Source organism: Bradyrhizobium sp. CW1 (assembly GCF_023100665.1).
Taxonomy (GTDB): Bacteria; Pseudomonadota; Alphaproteobacteria; order Rhizobiales; family Xanthobacteraceae; genus Bradyrhizobium; species Bradyrhizobium canariense_D.
In genome coordinates, this window is record NZ_CP064684.1 from 535465 (window position 1) to 550406 (window position 14942).

The 14942-nt window shown below is 64.9% G+C and carries 13 protein-coding genes; 6 read left to right on the forward strand and 7 right to left on the reverse strand.

The features are described 5' to 3' along the window. The first annotated feature begins 175 nt into the window (after positions 1-175). Entirely contained in the window at positions 176-1501 is a 1326-nt protein-coding gene (locus IVB54_RS02440; RefSeq protein ID WP_085351627.1) for an MFS transporter, read from the forward strand. Positions 1502-1623: 122 nt separating this feature from the next. Here the strand turns inward: IVB54_RS02440 and IVB54_RS02445 are convergent, their stop codons facing one another. Both IVB54_RS02445 and IVB54_RS02450 read right to left on the reverse strand, forming a co-directional pair. Beyond that, a complete protein-coding gene (locus tag IVB54_RS02445; protein ID WP_240544076.1) occupies positions 1624-3015 on the reverse strand; it encodes a M48 family metalloprotease in 1392 nt (463 codons plus the stop codon). Positions 3016-3149: 134 nt separating this feature from the next. Next, on the reverse strand, positions 3150-3989 hold the full coding sequence (locus tag IVB54_RS02450; RefSeq protein WP_085351626.1) for a thermonuclease family protein: 840 nt from the start codon (positions 3987-3989) through the stop codon (positions 3150-3152). A 254-nt stretch (positions 3990-4243) separates the two neighbouring features. Here IVB54_RS02450 and IVB54_RS02455 point away from each other — a divergent pair, with 254 nt between their 5' ends. The 4 genes from IVB54_RS02455 (at position 4244) to IVB54_RS02470 (ending at position 9432) form a co-directional block, all read left to right on the forward strand. Continuing rightward, positions 4244-5446: an ABC transporter substrate-binding protein gene (locus IVB54_RS02455; protein ID WP_247777059.1), complete on the forward strand. Its 1203-nt coding sequence runs from the start codon at positions 4244-4246 to the stop codon at positions 5444-5446. A gap of 134 nt (positions 5447-5580) precedes the next feature. Then, complete coding sequence (locus IVB54_RS02460) at positions 5581-6372, forward strand: enoyl-CoA hydratase (protein ID WP_247360837.1); 792 nt, start codon at positions 5581-5583, stop codon at positions 6370-6372. Positions 6373-6374: 2 nt separating this feature from the next. After that, positions 6375-7127, forward strand: coding sequence for a hypothetical protein (locus IVB54_RS02465; RefSeq protein WP_247364519.1), 753 nt, complete (start codon positions 6375-6377; stop codon positions 7125-7127). Positions 7128-7263: 136 nt separating this feature from the next. Next, positions 7264-9432: an acetate--CoA ligase family protein gene (locus IVB54_RS02470; protein WP_204512778.1), complete on the forward strand. Its 2169-nt coding sequence runs from the start codon at positions 7264-7266 to the stop codon at positions 9430-9432. 101 nt (positions 9433-9533) lie between these two features. Here IVB54_RS02470 and IVB54_RS02475 read toward each other — a convergent pair whose 3' ends face one another. Genes IVB54_RS02475 through IVB54_RS02485 form a run of 3 tightly spaced genes read right to left on the reverse strand, consistent with a single transcriptional unit; the run spans position 9534 to position 12610 of the window. Continuing rightward, the gene (locus IVB54_RS02475; protein WP_018452966.1) at positions 9534-10352 is read right to left on the reverse strand and encodes an enoyl-CoA hydratase/isomerase family protein; all 819 of its coding nucleotides are present in this window, start codon (positions 10350-10352) and stop codon (positions 9534-9536) included. Between the two features lie 15 nt (positions 10353-10367). Then, positions 10368-11528, reverse strand: coding sequence for an acyl-CoA dehydrogenase family protein (locus tag IVB54_RS02480; protein ID WP_008133127.1), 1161 nt, complete (start codon positions 11526-11528; stop codon positions 10368-10370). A 17-nt stretch (positions 11529-11545) separates the two neighbouring features. Beyond that, positions 11546-12610: an acyl-CoA dehydrogenase family protein gene (locus tag IVB54_RS02485; protein WP_026232431.1), complete on the reverse strand. Its 1065-nt coding sequence runs from the start codon at positions 12608-12610 to the stop codon at positions 11546-11548. Positions 12611-12848: 238 nt separating this feature from the next. Here IVB54_RS02485 and IVB54_RS02490 point away from each other — a divergent pair, with 238 nt between their 5' ends. Beyond that, positions 12849-13634: an SDR family oxidoreductase gene (locus tag IVB54_RS02490; protein WP_018452969.1), complete on the forward strand. Its 786-nt coding sequence runs from the start codon at positions 12849-12851 to the stop codon at positions 13632-13634. Positions 13635-13931: 297 nt separating this feature from the next. Here IVB54_RS02490 and IVB54_RS02495 read toward each other — a convergent pair whose 3' ends face one another. Both IVB54_RS02495 and IVB54_RS02500 read right to left on the reverse strand, forming a co-directional pair. Continuing rightward, positions 13932-14204: a GlsB/YeaQ/YmgE family stress response membrane protein gene (locus tag IVB54_RS02495; protein ID WP_083926312.1), complete on the reverse strand. Its 273-nt coding sequence runs from the start codon at positions 14202-14204 to the stop codon at positions 13932-13934. Between the two features lie 30 nt (positions 14205-14234). Further along, positions 14235-14816 carry a YidB family protein gene (locus IVB54_RS02500; protein ID WP_026232432.1) on the reverse strand — a complete coding sequence of 194 codons (582 nt, stop codon included), beginning with the start codon at positions 14814-14816 and terminating at the stop codon, positions 14235-14237. Positions 14817-14942: the final 126 nt, after the last annotated feature.

The following is a 14942-nucleotide window of genomic DNA, read 5'->3' on the forward strand; positions in this document are numbered from 1 at the left end:
AGCCTTATGAGAATGAGTTTCTTTTGCGGACCAAGGGGTAGCTGCGGCGCAGCAATCCGGACATTGGACAATTTGTCCAATGTTGCAGTGCGGGATGTTGCGCCAGACAGGGCTAGATTGCCTGGCACCTCGCCGGGCGGTCGGCTTTGGTTTTCAGGACGTTAAGGGCGCGCGAATGGCGATGGCACAGACCCCCGCAATGGCAGACCACTCGGGCGAGCACGGCCATGATCAGGCCAGTCCCGGCGAGATCGCCATCGGCGTCATCATCGGCCGCACCTCGGAATTCTTCGACTTCTTCGTTTTCGCGATCGCCTCGGTGATCGTGTTCCCGCGCCTGGTCTTCCCGTTCACGAGCGAACTGACCGGCACCCTCTATTCCTTCATGATCTTCGCGCTGGCCTTCATGGCGCGGCCGATCGGCACCGTCATTTTCATGACGGTCGACCGCGAGTACGGCAAGACGGCCAAGCTGATCTCGGCGCTGTTCCTGCTCGGCACCGCCACCGTCGCGATCGCGTTCCTGCCCGGCTATCACGAGATCGGCGCTGCCGCGATCTGGCTGCTGGCGCTGGCGCGCATCGCACAGGGTCTGGCCTGGGGCGGCGCCTGGGACGGCATGGCCTCGCTGCTGGCGCTGAACGCGCCGCCTTCAAAGCGCGGCTGGTACGCGATGGTGCCGCAGCTTGGTGCGCCGCTTGGTCTGATCGTGGCGAGCGGGCTGTTCGCCTATTTCGCCGGGAATCTGTCGGCCGACGATTTCTTCGATTGGGGCTGGCGCTATCCGTTCTTCGTCGCCTTCGCCATCAACGTCGTGGCGCTGTTCGCGCGCCTGCGCATGGTGACGACGGAAGAATATGCCTCGCTGTTCGAGACCCGCGAATTGCAACCCTCGCGCATCTCCGAGACTGTGGCGCGCGAAGGCCAGAACATCATGCTCGGTGCGTTTGCGCCGCTGGCGAGCTTCGCGCTGTTCCACATGGTCACGGTGTTTCCGCTGTCCTGGGTGTTCCTGTTCACCCGCGAAAGCCCGGTGCGCTTCCTGATCATCGAGATCGTCGCCGCCGTGTTCGGCGTCGGCGCGATCGTGCTCTCCGGCGTCATCGCCGATCGCGTCGGCCGCAAGTCGCTGCTGATGGGATCGGCGATCGCGATCGCGATCTACAGCGGCTTTGCCCCGCAGCTGCTCGATGCCGGCGCGTTCGGCGAGACCATCTACATGGTGATCGGCTTCATCCTGCTCGGCCTGTCGTTCGGCCAGTCCTCGGGTGCGATCGCCTCGAACTTCAAGCAGGCGTATCGCTACACGGCCTCGGCACTGACCTCCGACATGGCCTGGCTGTTCGGCGCCGGCTTTGCACCGCTGGTCGCTCTGTTGCTTGCGACCAATCTCGGCGTCATCGCCTCGGGTGCGTACCTGCTGTCAGGCGCGTTCTGGACCTTGCTCGCGCTCTGGCTCAGCGGCCAGCGCGAGGCCGGCGATATGGACGCGGGCCGCTGATCGGGCGGAGCTCGTAGGGTGGGCAAAGGCGCGTAAGCGCCGTGCCCACCATCTTTCAACGATCCTTATCGGGTATGGTGGGCACGCTTCGCTTTGCCCACCCTAGGGCAGTTTGCAGTACGTCAATCCGCCACGACCTTCACACGATCGCGCACCTTCACCTGCGCGTTGCGATCGAGCCCGTTGAGCACGCGAAAACGCTCGGCCGGATGATCGACGCCGGCCATGCGGTGGGAGAGCGATTCCACGGTGTCGCCGGGCTGCACGGTGATGACCTTGATGCGCAGCGGGCGCGCGGCCTGGATCTCTTCGAGCGTCAGGCGGCGGAATGAACCGACGGTCTCGCGCGCATTGCGCTCGCTCTCGGTCGACTTCTGCCGTGCCGCGAAGATGAAGCGGTAGACGTCGCTGCCGAAGCGCAGCGCATAGACCTTGAACTGCCACTGGTCGCCCTTGGCGGTGGCGGACGCAGCCGGGAAACCGTTGATGGTGATGTCCTCGGTGGAGGCTTTCTCGACGCCCTCCATCCAGCCGGAATTCAGGTAATCGCCCAGCGACTGTTCGGCCGGCACCCGCACGACATCGAAACGCATCGCCTGCGAGCCGCCGTCGCGCACGCCGATCACGGCCTGCGCGGTATTGTCGAGCGTAAAATTGTCCGGCGCCTGGAAGGTGAAACCGAGCTTCGGATGCAGGAAGCGCCGGCCGCGGACAAAACCTTCGCTTGGGTCTTCGCCGTAGACGAGATTGTCGATCGCGGCGAGATACGTCTCGCGGTCGCGCTCGCCGCCCTCTGGCGCTGCGTATTGCCGCGCGATGGTCTGCGCGTTCTGCACGCGCTCGGGCGTTGCCGGATGCGACGAGGTGAAATCCTGCGCGCGCGGATCGAGTGAGGTCTTGCCGACCTTCAGCTCGGCATTGCGCTCCATCGCCGAGAGAAAGCGTGCAGCACCATAAGGATCGAAATGGGCCTTGGCGGAGATGCCGACGCCGACGCCGTCGGCCTCGAACTCCTGATTGCGCGAAAAGCTCGCCATGGTCAGCTTGGTCTTGGCGAGCGCCAGCGCGGTGAGATCGGGATCGTTGCTCATGTCGGTGACGACGCGGGTGACGATCGCGGCCTGGCGGGCCTGGTCCTCGCGCATCGCGGCGTGCTTGGACAGCACATGCGCCATCTCGTGGCTGAGCACGGAGGACAATTCCGACGTATCGCTCGCCAGCGCAAGAAGACCGCGCGTGACATAGAGCTGGCCGTTCGGCAGCGCGAAGGCGTTCACCGCGCCGGAATTGAGGATCGTGACCCTGTAACCCTGATCGGGGCGGTCGGACGCTGCGACCAGGCGGTCGACGGTCTTGGTGACGAGCGATTCGAGCCTGGGGTCGTCATATGTGCCGCCGTAGCTCGCCAGGATGCGCTCGTGCTCCTTTTCGGTGGCGGGGGTCTGCGCGACGGCCGGCTTCGGCTTGGGCATTGCGACGGTCGGGGGCGCCGCCGTGGTCTGGAACCGGCCCATATCGCCGCAACCGGCGAGGGCTGAACCCAGCACGAGGCATAGCGCAGCCGGCGCTGCCCGCAGGCGGCGGCGTTCACCTCGTCCGTGCCGTCCTAGCACCCCATTCACGTCGCTTAACCCGTGCCTGGCCCTTTTTAGGGCCTTACCCCTGTCGGCTCGTTTGCGCCCAGCAACTCGATTTGTCCCACGAGGCGTACATCGATACGCGGCCCCGTATTCCCCTCAGCCCAGCCCCGGACACGAATACGCTTATTTTCCAGAGACTTAAGGGCGATCCCGGCGCTTTCGAACGCGGGTATCATGCGCTTTGAAATAGTCACGGCGAAGCCGCGTGTCCAGTTTCGTCCGAAGTTGAGGTAGGTCATTGCCCCAGCTTGCCGGACCGACAGGACTTTGCCCTCGACCACCACAAAACGCCCGATCCCCGCCAAAATATCGTCCGGACTTTCCGCGTTTTTTATGGCCGAGAGGTCAGCCCAGCTGCCCTTTTTTTGGCGCCTCGCCTCGGCCTCCGCCGCCATCAGGGCGGCCGCGCAGTCCTTATCGGCGATCTCGGCGGAGACGATGGCGTCGCCCTGGGCGAGGAGCGTCGCCTGCACGGAGATGCCGCTCTCGCCGACAAAGACCAGCGCGCCCTGGCGGCCATAGCGGTCGGGCGTGTCGTCGGCGCTGCGCAAAATAACGTCGCGACCGACGAGCAGCGTCGTCAGCGCCTGCTTCGTGGTCGCGGTCGGCTCGATGCCGGTCAAGCGGATTTCCCGGCCGTCATCGAGACGCAGACTGCGCGCATCGATCGCGGTGACGCGGCCTTCGCCCTGGGACTCGAACTGGCACGGCGTGGCGGACGCACCGCGAGCCGCGACCAGAAGACATGCGACGATGAGATGAAGCAGTCGCGTCACGTTGCCCGGAAAGGTTGCGTTGCGCTCCAACCATAACTCAAGCGCGGTGGGGCGCGAAGACTGTTTGTTCATACTCCGTCATTGCGAGCGCAGGGAAGCAATCCAGAGTCCCTCCGAGGAAAGATCCTGGATTGCTTCGCTGCGCTCGCAATGACGGCGGAGGCACTCTTCCGCATCTCGTCATTCCGCTTTGCGGAAAGCGCGTGTTGATCGTTCATCTGCATCGTCCCGTGCGCTTGCTGCGCTGTCGCGCATGCGGCATGATTGCGGTAACAGCAATAACCAAGCCGCCATCAGAGTACGGCGCGATAAGGGAGGTCTTTTCGATGAAGCATGTTTTGTCGGGCATTTTTGCCGCTGCGTTGGCGCTGAGCGCGAGCGCCGTGCAGGCCCAGGACAAGCCGCCACTGAAGATCGGCGGCATCCTCGACATGTCGAGCCTGTATGCCGACATCACCGGCCCCGGCAGCGAGACCGCGGCCAAGATGGCCGTGGAGGACTTTGGCGGTGAGGTGCTCGGCCGCAAGATCCAGGTGCTGGCTGCCGACCATCAGAACAAGGCCGATCTCTCCGCCAATATCGCCCGCGACATGCTCGACAATCAGGGCGTCGAAATGATCTATGACGTCGCGGCCTCCGCGACCGCGCTCGCCGCCGGCGAGATCGCGAAAGCGCGCAACAAGATCATCATGTTCAACGGCCCGGGCTCGATCCGCCTCACCAACGAGGCCTGCGGTCCCTATACCATTCACTACGTGTTCGACACCTACGGTCAGGCCAATGTGACCGGCCTTGCGGCCGTGAAGTCGGGCCTCGACACTTGGTACTTCCTCACCGCCGACTACGCCTTCGGCCAGGATCTGGAAAAGGACACCAGCGCCGTCGTGACCAAAACCGGAGGCAAGGTGCTCGGCAGCGTGCGCCATCCCCTCAACACGTCGGATTTCTCGTCGTTCCTGCTGCAGGCCCAGGCCTCGAAAGCCAAGGTGATCGGGCTTGCGAACGCCGGCGGCGACACCGTCAACGCCATCAAGCAGGCGGCCGAGTTCGGCATCACCAAGGGCGGCCAGAAGGTCTCGCCGCTGCTCGCCTTCGTGACCGATATCGACTCCATCGGACTCGAGACCGCGCAGGGCCTGTTGCTGGCGGAAGCCTTCTACTGGGATCTCAACGATGACACCCGCGCGTTCTCGAAGCGCTTCCAGGAGCGTATGAAGCCGCCGACCTCGGCGCAAGCTGGTGTCTATTCGTCCGTGACTCACTATCTGAAAGCGGTGAAGGCAGCCGGCACGACCGACGCTGCGACGGTGATGAAAGTGATGAAGGAGACGCCGATCAACGACTTCTTCGCCAAGAACGGCAAGATCCGCGAGGACGGCCGCATGCTGCACGACATGTACCTGTTCGAGGTCAAGAAGCCGTCGGAATCCAAGGGCCGCTGGGACGACTACAAGCTGCTCGCCACCGTGCCCGGCAGCGAGGCGTTCCAGTCGCTGGAGCAGTCGCGCTGCCCGTTGGTGAAGAAATAAACACCGTCATTGCGAGGAACGAAGCGACGAAGCAATCCAGACTGTCTCCGCGGAAACATCTCTGGATTGCTTCGCTTCGCTCGCAATGACGAGCGTCGATAGACCGAAGCAAACAACAACAAGGGAGACGTCCCATGAGCAACGACATGGTCCTGCAGAAGCTCGAAGGCGGGCTGCTCACCATCACCATGAACCGGCCCGAGCGGAAGAACGCGCTCAACCCGGACATGGTCGCCGGGCTGGTCGTGGCGGCACGGCGCGCGGCGGATGATCCGGAGGTGCGCGCGGTCTTGTTCAAGGGCGCGGGCGGCTCCTTCTGCGTCGGCGGCGACGTCAAGTCGATGGCGGAGGGCCGCGCGCCGCTCCCGTTTGAAGTAAAGATGGCGAACCTGCGCCGCGGCATGGAGGTGTCGCGCATCCTGCACCAGATGCCAAAACCCGTGGTGGCGCAGCTCGATGGCGCGGCGGCCGGCGCGGGTCTGTCGATGGCGCTGTCGTGCGACCTCCGCGTCGCCTCCGAATCCTGCAAGATCACCACCGCCTTCGCAAAAGTCGGCTTCTCCGGCGATTACGGCGGCACCTATTTCCTCACCCAGCTGCTCGGCAGCGCGCGGGCGCGCGAGCTCTATCTGACCTCGCCGGTGCTGACCGCGAAGGAGGCTCATGCGATCGGCATGGTGACCAAGGTCGTGCCTGACGCCGAGATCGACGCGGCCGCGCACGAGCTCGCGCTGTCGCTGGCGCAGGGGCCGTCGATCGCGCTCGGCTTCATCAAGCGCAACATCAACAATGCCGAGCATCTCGCGCTGGAAGATTGCTTCGACGGTGAGGCGATCCACCACACCCGCTGCAGCGATACCGAGGATCACAAGGAGGCCGCAAAGGCGTTTGTCGAGAAGCGCAAGCCGACCTTCAAGGGCGCATGACGATGGCGCCCTATATGCGGTTGCGGCAGATCTGCCTGGTTGCGCCGCAGCTCGCGCCCGTGATCTCTGACATCGCTGATATCATGGGCCTCGCTGTCTGCTATCGCGACGGCAACGTCGCGAAATACGGCCTGGAGAATGCGCTGCTGCCGGTCGACACGATCCTGCTGGAGGTGGTCGCGCCGTTCAAGGACGGCACCACCGCCGGCCGCTTCATCGAGAAGAGCGGCGGGCGCGGCGGCTACATGGCGATCTTCTGCTGCAACGATCCCGACGAGCGCGGTCGTAACGCCAACGCGCTGGGCGTGCGCACCGCCAACGTCATCGACCACGCGCCCTATCATGGCGTGCAGCTGCATCCCCGCGACTGCCGCGCCGCCTTCATCGAGTTCAACCACACCGAAGGCAGCGACGACATTTTGGGGCCTTATCCGCCAGCGGGGCCAGACTGGCATAAATTCATCCGCAAGGACGTGACGCAGGCGTTGACGAGCGTGGAAATACAGAGCCCGGACCCGCAAGGGCTGGCCGAGCATTGGGGCAAGCTCATCGGCGTGGCGCCGAGTGGCGATGTCGAACTGAAGCTGACCAACGCGACCTTCCGGTTCGTGAAGGGCGCCAGCGAAATCATGAGCGCGCTGGAGTTTCAGGTGACAGATGTGGCCCAGGTGCTGCATGCCGCCAAGGCCAAGGGGCTCGCGGTGGCGGGCAATGAGTTTCTGCTGAGCGGCGTGACATTTCGGCTCGCTGCTTGACCACTTGCGCTAGTTCTCGTTGTGTCGTCATGGCCAGGCCTGTCCCGCCTGCGCGGCCGAAGCGGCTTCGGCCGCGCAGGCGAGACAGGCCCGGCCATGACGGGGGTAGCGCCAGACCGACAATTGGAATCTGCACATGCCGCATCCGCTCGACAGCTTCTTTGCACCCGCCAGCATCGCGCTGATCGGTGCTTCGCGCGATCACGAGAAGATTCCGGGGCGCCTGCTGTCGATGTTGCGCAAGAACGAGTATCCCGGAAAAATCTATCCGGTGAACCCGAACTACGCCGAGATCGACGGCCTCATTTGCTACAAATCGATCACCGACATCGGCGCGCCGGTCGATCTCGCAATCATCCTCATCCCCGCCCGCGCGGTGCTCGCCGCGCTCGAACAATGCGCCGCCGCCGGCGTGAAGAACGCTGTTATCATCTCCTCCGGCTTCGCCGAGGAGGGCGGGGAGAGCGCGGCGATGCAGGACGCGATCGCGGGGCTGGCGAGGCGCACCGGCATGCGGATTTCCGGTCCGAATGCCGAAGGCTTTTTCAGCCAGAAGCAGCGCGTGGCGGCGACGTTCAGTCCCGCCGTGGACGTCAAGCCGAGCGTGGTGCCGCTGGTCGCCACGACGAAGCGGATCGGCATCGTGGCGCAGAGCGGCGGCATCGGCTTTGCGTATTATCACCGCGCCAGTGCGCTCGGCATTGCCGTGAGCTATGTCGTCAGTGCCGGCAACGAATCCGATCTCGGGGCCGGCGAGTTTCTGGATTACATGGTGCAGGACGCTTCAACGGACGTGATCCTGCTGTTCATCGAAGGCATTCGCGACGTCGACAAGTTTCTCGCGGCAGCGCGGCGCGCCGCCGAACTGAAAAAGCCTGTCATCGTCACGAAGGTCGGCCGCTCCGGCGCCGGGATGCGCGCGGCCGCCTCGCACACCGCGAGCATGGCCGGATGGTCGGCGGCCTACGACGCGGTGTTCGCCAAATATGGCTTCATCGTCTCCAACGATCTCGACGAGGCGCTGACGATCGCAGCTGTGCTTGCGAGCAATCCGTTGCCGAAAGGCGATCGCGTCGCCGTGGTCACCGTCTCCGGCGGCGCCGGCATCTGGGGCGCCGATGCCGTGGCGCTGCAAGGCTTGCAGGTGCCGGAGCTCTCCGAAAAAGTCCAGGCGGAGATCAGCGCGCTGATGCCGTCCTACGGCACCGCGCGCAACCCGATCGACGTCACGGCGCAGGGCGTGACCTCGGGCGGCTTGCAAAAGAGCGTCGATGTGCTCACCGCGTCGGACGAGATCGACGCAATCCTGATCGTGCTGTCGCTGTCGAGCGACGTCCGGAAGCCCTTCAAGGAAGCCGAGCTGACGCCGGTGCTGGCCGCGCAGCACAAGCCGGTGGTGTTCTATTCCTACACGGTACCGTCCGATTTCGCGCGGCGCGAGCTTGCCAAATCCGGCGTCGTGGTGCTCTCCGGCCTCACTTATGTCGGCGTCGCGATGCGGCAGCTCGTCGATTATGCCACCTTCGAGCTGCAGAGGCCCGCGGACGGGGCGCAAGTCCCCGCGCGGGACATCTCAGCACAGCTGAAATCGCCTGCGCTCTCGGAAGCCGACAGCAAGACATTGCTCCGCGCCGCCGGCATCGCGCTGCCGGATGAAGTGCTGGTGAAGGACAAGGGCGAGCTCGATGATGCCGTCGCCCGCGTCGGCTTTCCGGTGGTGCTGAAGATCCAGTCGCCGGACATCGCGCACAAGAGCGAGGTCGGCGGCGTGCGCGTCAATATCACCACAAAGGGCGAAGCGTTTCTGGCGTTCGAGGCGCTGCTCAACAATGTGCGCCAGCACAGGCCTGAGGCGGCCATTCAGGGCGTGCTGGTCTGCCCGATGGCGAAGCAGGGTGTCGAGATCATCGTCGGCACCATGACAGACGCGACGTTCGGGCCGATGGTGATGGTGGGCCTTGGCGGCATCACGACCGAATTGTTCCGCGACGTCGTCTACCGCCCGGCGCCGGTCAGCGCAGAAGAAGCCGGCACGATGCTGGCGCGCTTGAAAGCCGCGCCGCTGCTGACGGGATTTCGCGGGGCGGCGATGGCGGATGTTGCGGCGGTGTCGCAGTTGATCGCGGACATTTCCGTGCTTGCCGCGCAACATGCAGAGGAGATCGCGGAGATCGAGCTCAACCCGGTGCTGGTGCACGCGGAAGGGCAGGGCGTGACGATCGTGGACGCGCTGGTGGTGGGGCGGAGATCATCCCTCTCCCCTTGTGGGAGAGGGTGGCTCGCCGCGAAGCGGCGAGACGGGTGAGGGGTCTCTCTCCACAAGCGCAAGAGAATGGCTTGCGGAGACAACCCCTCATCCGGCGCTTCGCGCCACCTTCTCCCATAAGGGGAGAAGGAAGAAAGGACCTACCGCCCCCTGAAATTCGCGACCCGCCGCTCTTCCGTGGCCTTCACGCCTTCCTTGAAGTCTTCCGTGGCGCGCAGTCGGGTCTGCTCCTCGAGCTCGTGATTGGTCGCGGCCATCACGCGATCGGCGAGGCCAGCGCGCATCGTGGCGCGGGTGGAGACGAGGCCGAGCGGGGAGCATTCGGCGATTTCACCGGCGAGCTTCAGTGCGGCCGCCTTGACCTGGTCCTGCGGCACCAGCTCGTTGGCGAGGCCCCATTTGAAGGCCTCCTCACCGGTGACGCGGCGGCTGGTGTAGAACATCAGCTCGGCGTTGTTCTTTCCGATCAGCTCGGGCAGCGTCACAGTCAGGCCGAAGCCGGGATGAAAGCCGAGCTTTGTAAAGTTCGCGGAGAAGCGCGCTTCGGGGCAGGTGACCCGGAAGTCCGCCGAGACCGCGAGGCCCAGTCCGCCGCCGATGGCGGCGCCCTGCACGGCCGCGACGATCGGCTTCTTGGCGCGGAAGATGCGCACGGCCTGGATGTAGAGATGATTGATCGCCCCGAGGCTATCGGCCGGATCGCCCTTGGCCGTCTTATCGGCTTCGCGCGCCTCTTGCGCCTGTCGTGCCGGGTCCTGGAAATTGGCGCCGGCGCAAAACGCCTTGCCCTGGGCCGATAGCACCGAGGCGCGAATCTCGATGTCGCGATCGAACTCGTCGAGTGCGTCCGCGATCTGGTTGATCAGCGAAATGTCGAAGAAGTTGAGCGGCGGGCGGCGGATCTCGATGGTGCCGACGTGACCAACTTTTTCGACGCCGATATCTTTATAGGTGCTCATGATGTCCTCGAATGATTAGCGCAAACCAAGCCCGCGGGCGATGATGCCGCGCAGCACCTCGGTGGTGCCGCCCTGGATGGTGAGTTTCGGCGCGGTTTTGATGGCGAAGTCGAGCTGCCGCTCCAGCGTCTCGCGGTTGGTCGCGGTCTCCTCGACGAAGGCGGCGAGATCGCGCACGCGGTGCGGCAGCTGCTGTTCCCACACCGTGCCGATGTCCTTGACGATGGAGGCTTCGACGACCGGCTCCTTGCCGGCTTGCAGCATGCCCGCGACCGAGACCGACATGCGCCGCATGGTGTGGAGCTGCGCCACCAGCCGGCCGATGCCTTCGGCGCTGCGGGTATCCGGATTGGGACCAACGGCGCGAACCAGCTCGGTCAGCACGTAATAGGTCTCCAGGAAGCGCTCGGGGCCCGAACGCTCATAAGCGAGCTCGCTGGTCGCCTGCTTCCAGGCGCCGTCCACTTCGCCGAGCACATGATCGTCAGGCACGAAGAAATCGGTGAACACGACCTCGTTGAACTCGTACTGGCCGGTGATCTGGCCGATCGGGTTCACCTGGATGCCCGGCTGCTTCATCTTGACCAGGAACTGGGTCAGGCCGTGACGTCGGTTTTCCTTGGTCGGCTGCGACGTCCGGAAGATCGCGATCATGTAGTCGGCGATATGCGCCGACGAGGTCCAGATCTTGGTGCCATTGATGAGATAGCCGCCGTCGGTCTTGGTCGCGCGGGTCTTCGCGGCAAACAGGTCCGAGCCGGAGTTCGGTTCGCTCATGCCGATCGCGAAGCAGATCTCGCCGCGGCAGATGCGCGGCAGGATGTCCATTTTGATGTGCTCAGGCGCGTATTTGATCAGCACCGGTCCGCTCTGGCGGTCGGCGACGAAGAAGCGCCGCGTCGGCGCGTTGGCGACCCGCATCTCCTCCGTCACCACGTAACGTTCGAGGAACGAGCGCTCCTGGCCGCCATATTTTTTCGGCCATGTCATGCCGAGCCAACCCTTGGCGCCGACCCGGCGGGAGAATTCCGGCGCGTCGGTGTCTTCGCGGTTGGGCTTGTGCGGATCGAAGGTACCGGCGGCGATTTCCTCCGCGAGGAAGGCGCGTACTTCCTTGCGCAATTGCTCGCATTTCTCGGGCAGGCGGATCGGATCGAAACGGAGGGCAGCGGTCATTGTTGTCTCGTCCCTGATCAGCGCGAAGCCACGAGCGGCCACAATTCGTCGGCGCCGCGGTTGGCAATGAGCTTGCCGAGCTCGACGGCCCAGTGGCTTTCCGAACCGAAATCGTCGCGCCAGGCAAGCGCCCGCAGCGAATAGCGGTGCAGGATGTGCTCCAGGGTGAAGCCGATCGCGCCATGGACCTGGTGCGCAATGGCGCCGCCCTTTTCCGCAGCTTCCGCGCAGCGGATCTTTGCGGAGGCGGCTTCGAGATAGACCGCGTCATCGAACGACTTTGCGTTGGCGATGGCGTCGGCCGCGGAAGTCGCAGCCGCAAGCGCAGCAGCCGACTCGCCGGCGAGGCGGGCGAGATTGTGCTGCACCGCCTGGAATTTGGAGATCTTCTTCTCGAAGGCGACGCGCTCGTTGGAATAGCGCACGGAGATGTCGAGCATCGATTCCAGCGCGCCCGCGATCTGAAGGCTGCGCGCGACGCCGCCCATCAGCATCATTGTGGTCTGGTCAAAGCCGCTCGGCGCGGGCTTGATGGTGAGGGGCTGGACCTTGTCGAGCGTGACGGTGTCGCTGTGGTCATAGCCGACATTGAGTCCGGTCTCGATCCGGCCCTTGCTCGCATCCACCAGCGCGACCGCGACTCCGTCCTTGCCGTGGGCCAGCACCGCGAAGTGCTTTGCCGCCTTTGCGAAGGGCACGCCGCGGGCGCGGCCGGAGAGCGCACCATCGGCATCGCGGGTGATGCGATCCTTGGGCGACGCCGGCAGCACCGTCATCTCCCCCTCCGGGGAAGCGATCTTCGCCTGCGCCAGCAGCCAGCCGGCCAGCATGGTCTCGGCCAGGGGAACCGCGACTGCGAAACGGCCGGCCGCGTTCAGCAGCGCAAAGCCGTCGGCCAGACTCGCGCCGGAGCCGCCGAGATCGTCGGGCACCCAGGCCAGCGGCAGGCCGGCCTCGCTCAGCGCCTGCCACAGCGGCGCCTGCCACGAATCCTTCTTGTCGTTGTTGACGGTCTGCGGATCGGCGAGATCGGCGAAGATTTTCTCCGCGGTCTCGACGACGATATTGTCACTCTCCGCCACAGCGTTCCCCGTGTTTTGCCATTGGCGCATCCGGCCCCAGTGGGGCGGGCGCGCAGGTTCTTCTTGCGCCCGATGATCCAAAAAAGCCATGGCCCTGACAAGCGCTGATCGCAGGTCAACCTGCGGCGCGGGCATGGGCGATGAGCTAATTCCGCTTAGCGGAGTTTGCTCGATTTGCAGGGCGCGGCAAACTCGCTAAACAGAACGTCGATACTCAATCAAGGGGAAGGAAATCCGGATGGCAAAGGACAGTTTGTGCGCAATCGTGACGGGGTCCGCCTCCGGCCTGGGCGCTGCGACCGCGGAAATTCTCGCACGGAGCGGGGCGCGGCTCGTCATCAACTATTCCTCGAGCCAGAAGGAAGCGGAGGCGACCGCGGAGCATTGCCGCAAGGCGGGCTCACCGGAAGTTCTGGTCGCGCAGGGCGACGTCTCGAAGGATGACGATTGCCGCAAGATCGTCGCGGCAGCTGGCGGCTGGGGCCGGCTCGACGTGCTCGTCAACAATGCCGGCACCACCAAGCATGTCGTCCATGCCGATCTCGACGGATTGTCGGCGGAAGATTTCCAGCGCCTGTACGGCGTCAACACCATCGGCCCGTTCCAGATGGTGCGCGCGGCGCGCAGCCTGCTCGAGGCCGGCGCCAAAGCTTCTGGGCGGCCGTCCGCCGTGGTCAACATCTCCTCGGTCGCCGGCATCAGCGGCGTCGGATCGTCGATCGCATACGCCGCGAGCAAGGGCGCGCTCAACACCATGACGCTGTCGCTGTCGCGCGCGCTGGCGCCGCTGATCCGCGTCAACACGGTATGCCCGGGCTATATCGATACACCCTGGTTCACCAAGGGCCGCGGCGAGGCGGGCGCCAAGCAGGTGCGCGACAGCGTCGCGGCGAAGGTGCCGCTGAAGGTCGCGTCATCGGCGGAAGACATCGCGCAGCTCGTCTGTTTCCTGGCGATGCCGGCCTCCAGCAACATGACCGGCGAAGTCGTGCGCATGGATGCGGGGATGCATTTGGTGACGTGATCGCGCGGCACATTCTCTCCACGTCGTCGCCGGGCTTGACCCGGCCTCCGCTCTCTCCACGTCGTCGCCGGGCTTGACCCGGCCTCCGCTCTCTCTACGTCATGGCCGGGCTTGACCCGGCCTCCGCTCTCTCCACGTCGTCGCCGGGCTTGACCCGGCCTCCGCTCTCTCTACGTCATGGCCGGGCTTGACCCGGCCATCCACGTGTCGCCGCGCGGATCAAAAGACGTGGATGCCCGGGTCAAGCCCGGGCATGACGATGAGGTGGCGGTGTGCCGCTTTCGGCGTTTTGAAGCGTCACCCCTTGATCACGCCGCTCGCCACCAGCCGGTGCCAGATGAACAGCACCACCACGGCGCCGATGGTGGCCATGATGAATCCTGCACCCTGGTCGGGACCGTAATGACCGATGGCCTGACCGATGAAGGTCGCGAGAAACGCGCCGGCGATGCCGAGGATGGTGGTGAGGATGAAGCCGCTCGGATTGTTCGGTCCCGGCGCCAGCCAACGCGCGATGAGGCCGGCGATGAAGCCGACGACGATGATCCACAACAAGCCACCCATGCTCATGTCCGTGCTCCCCTCGTTTGACTAAACGAATCAGACTCTGCCCGCGATCTCTTGCTCGGTCGGCAGCCGTCCGTCCGGCGTCAGATGGTCGACCACCTGCGGCAGATACTGGCTGAGGCCCGAGAGCAGCTCGTCACGCGACAGGCCGCTTTGGGCGGACAGGCTCTCGATCTGGTCGGCGCCGAGCGCATTGGCGAGATCGCCTGGAGCGATCGCCTTGTTCTCGCCCTTGCCGACCCAGGTATTGGCAGTATCGCCATGACCGCTGTGCTGAAGCTGGTTGAGGAGATCGCCGAGCCCGCCGCTGAGCACGCTGCCGGCCGCGCCGCCCGCGAGCAGGCCGCCAAGGCCGCCCTTCAACAGGTCGCCGAGGCCACCACCAGCGCCTGCATTCACCGGCGGGGGGAGATGCGTCGGCGTCGGTGCCGGGGACGGCTGCGGCGCGCTGCCGCTCTGGTTGCCGCTCATATGCTTGAATGCCTTCCAGGCGAGCAGGCCAAGCAGCGCCATGGTCATGGGCGACATGCCGCCACTGGATGAGGATTGTGAACTCGGCGTGCTTGGCCCGCGCGGGCCGTTCTGCATGCCGTTGAGGACGTCGAGCAAACCCATGGCGTTCTCCCTTGGCGCTTTGTTGCCGGTAACAAGCCCCGTTCGAAAACATATGAGGCCGTCATGACGGTTACAAGGCGATTGCGCCGCAACTCCGGGAATGGGCAGCAGACACAGCCTCTGCTA

Bases quoted from the DNA above. Each gene is read 5' to 3' on its own strand.
- IVB54_RS02440 (WP_085351627.1), top strand. From the start codon at position 176: ATGGCGATGGCACAGACCCCCGCAATGGCAGACCACTCGGGCGAGCAC.
- IVB54_RS02445 (WP_240544076.1), bottom strand. From the start codon at position 3,015: ATGGGCCGGTTCCAGACCACGGCGGCGCCCCCGACCGTCGCAATGCCC.
- IVB54_RS02450 (WP_085351626.1), bottom strand. From the start codon at position 3,989: ATGAACAAACAGTCTTCGCGCCCCACCGCGCTTGAGTTATGGTTGGAG.
- IVB54_RS02455 (WP_247777059.1), top strand. From the start codon at position 4,244: ATGAAGCATGTTTTGTCGGGCATTTTTGCCGCTGCGTTGGCGCTGAGC.
- IVB54_RS02460 (WP_247360837.1), top strand. From the start codon at position 5,581: ATGAGCAACGACATGGTCCTGCAGAAGCTCGAAGGCGGGCTGCTCACC.
- IVB54_RS02465 (WP_247364519.1), top strand. From the start codon at position 6,375: ATGGCGCCCTATATGCGGTTGCGGCAGATCTGCCTGGTTGCGCCGCAG.
- IVB54_RS02470 (WP_204512778.1), top strand. From the start codon at position 7,264: ATGCCGCATCCGCTCGACAGCTTCTTTGCACCCGCCAGCATCGCGCTG.
- IVB54_RS02475 (WP_018452966.1), bottom strand. From the start codon at position 10,352: ATGAGCACCTATAAAGATATCGGCGTCGAAAAAGTTGGTCACGTCGGC.
- IVB54_RS02480 (WP_008133127.1), bottom strand. From the start codon at position 11,528: ATGACCGCTGCCCTCCGTTTCGATCCGATCCGCCTGCCCGAGAAATGC.
- IVB54_RS02490 (WP_018452969.1), top strand. From the start codon at position 12,849: ATGGCAAAGGACAGTTTGTGCGCAATCGTGACGGGGTCCGCCTCCGGC.
- IVB54_RS02495 (WP_083926312.1), bottom strand. From the start codon at position 14,204: ATGAGCATGGGTGGCTTGTTGTGGATCATCGTCGTCGGCTTCATCGCC.
- IVB54_RS02500 (WP_026232432.1), bottom strand. From the start codon at position 14,816: ATGGGTTTGCTCGACGTCCTCAACGGCATGCAGAACGGCCCGCGCGGG.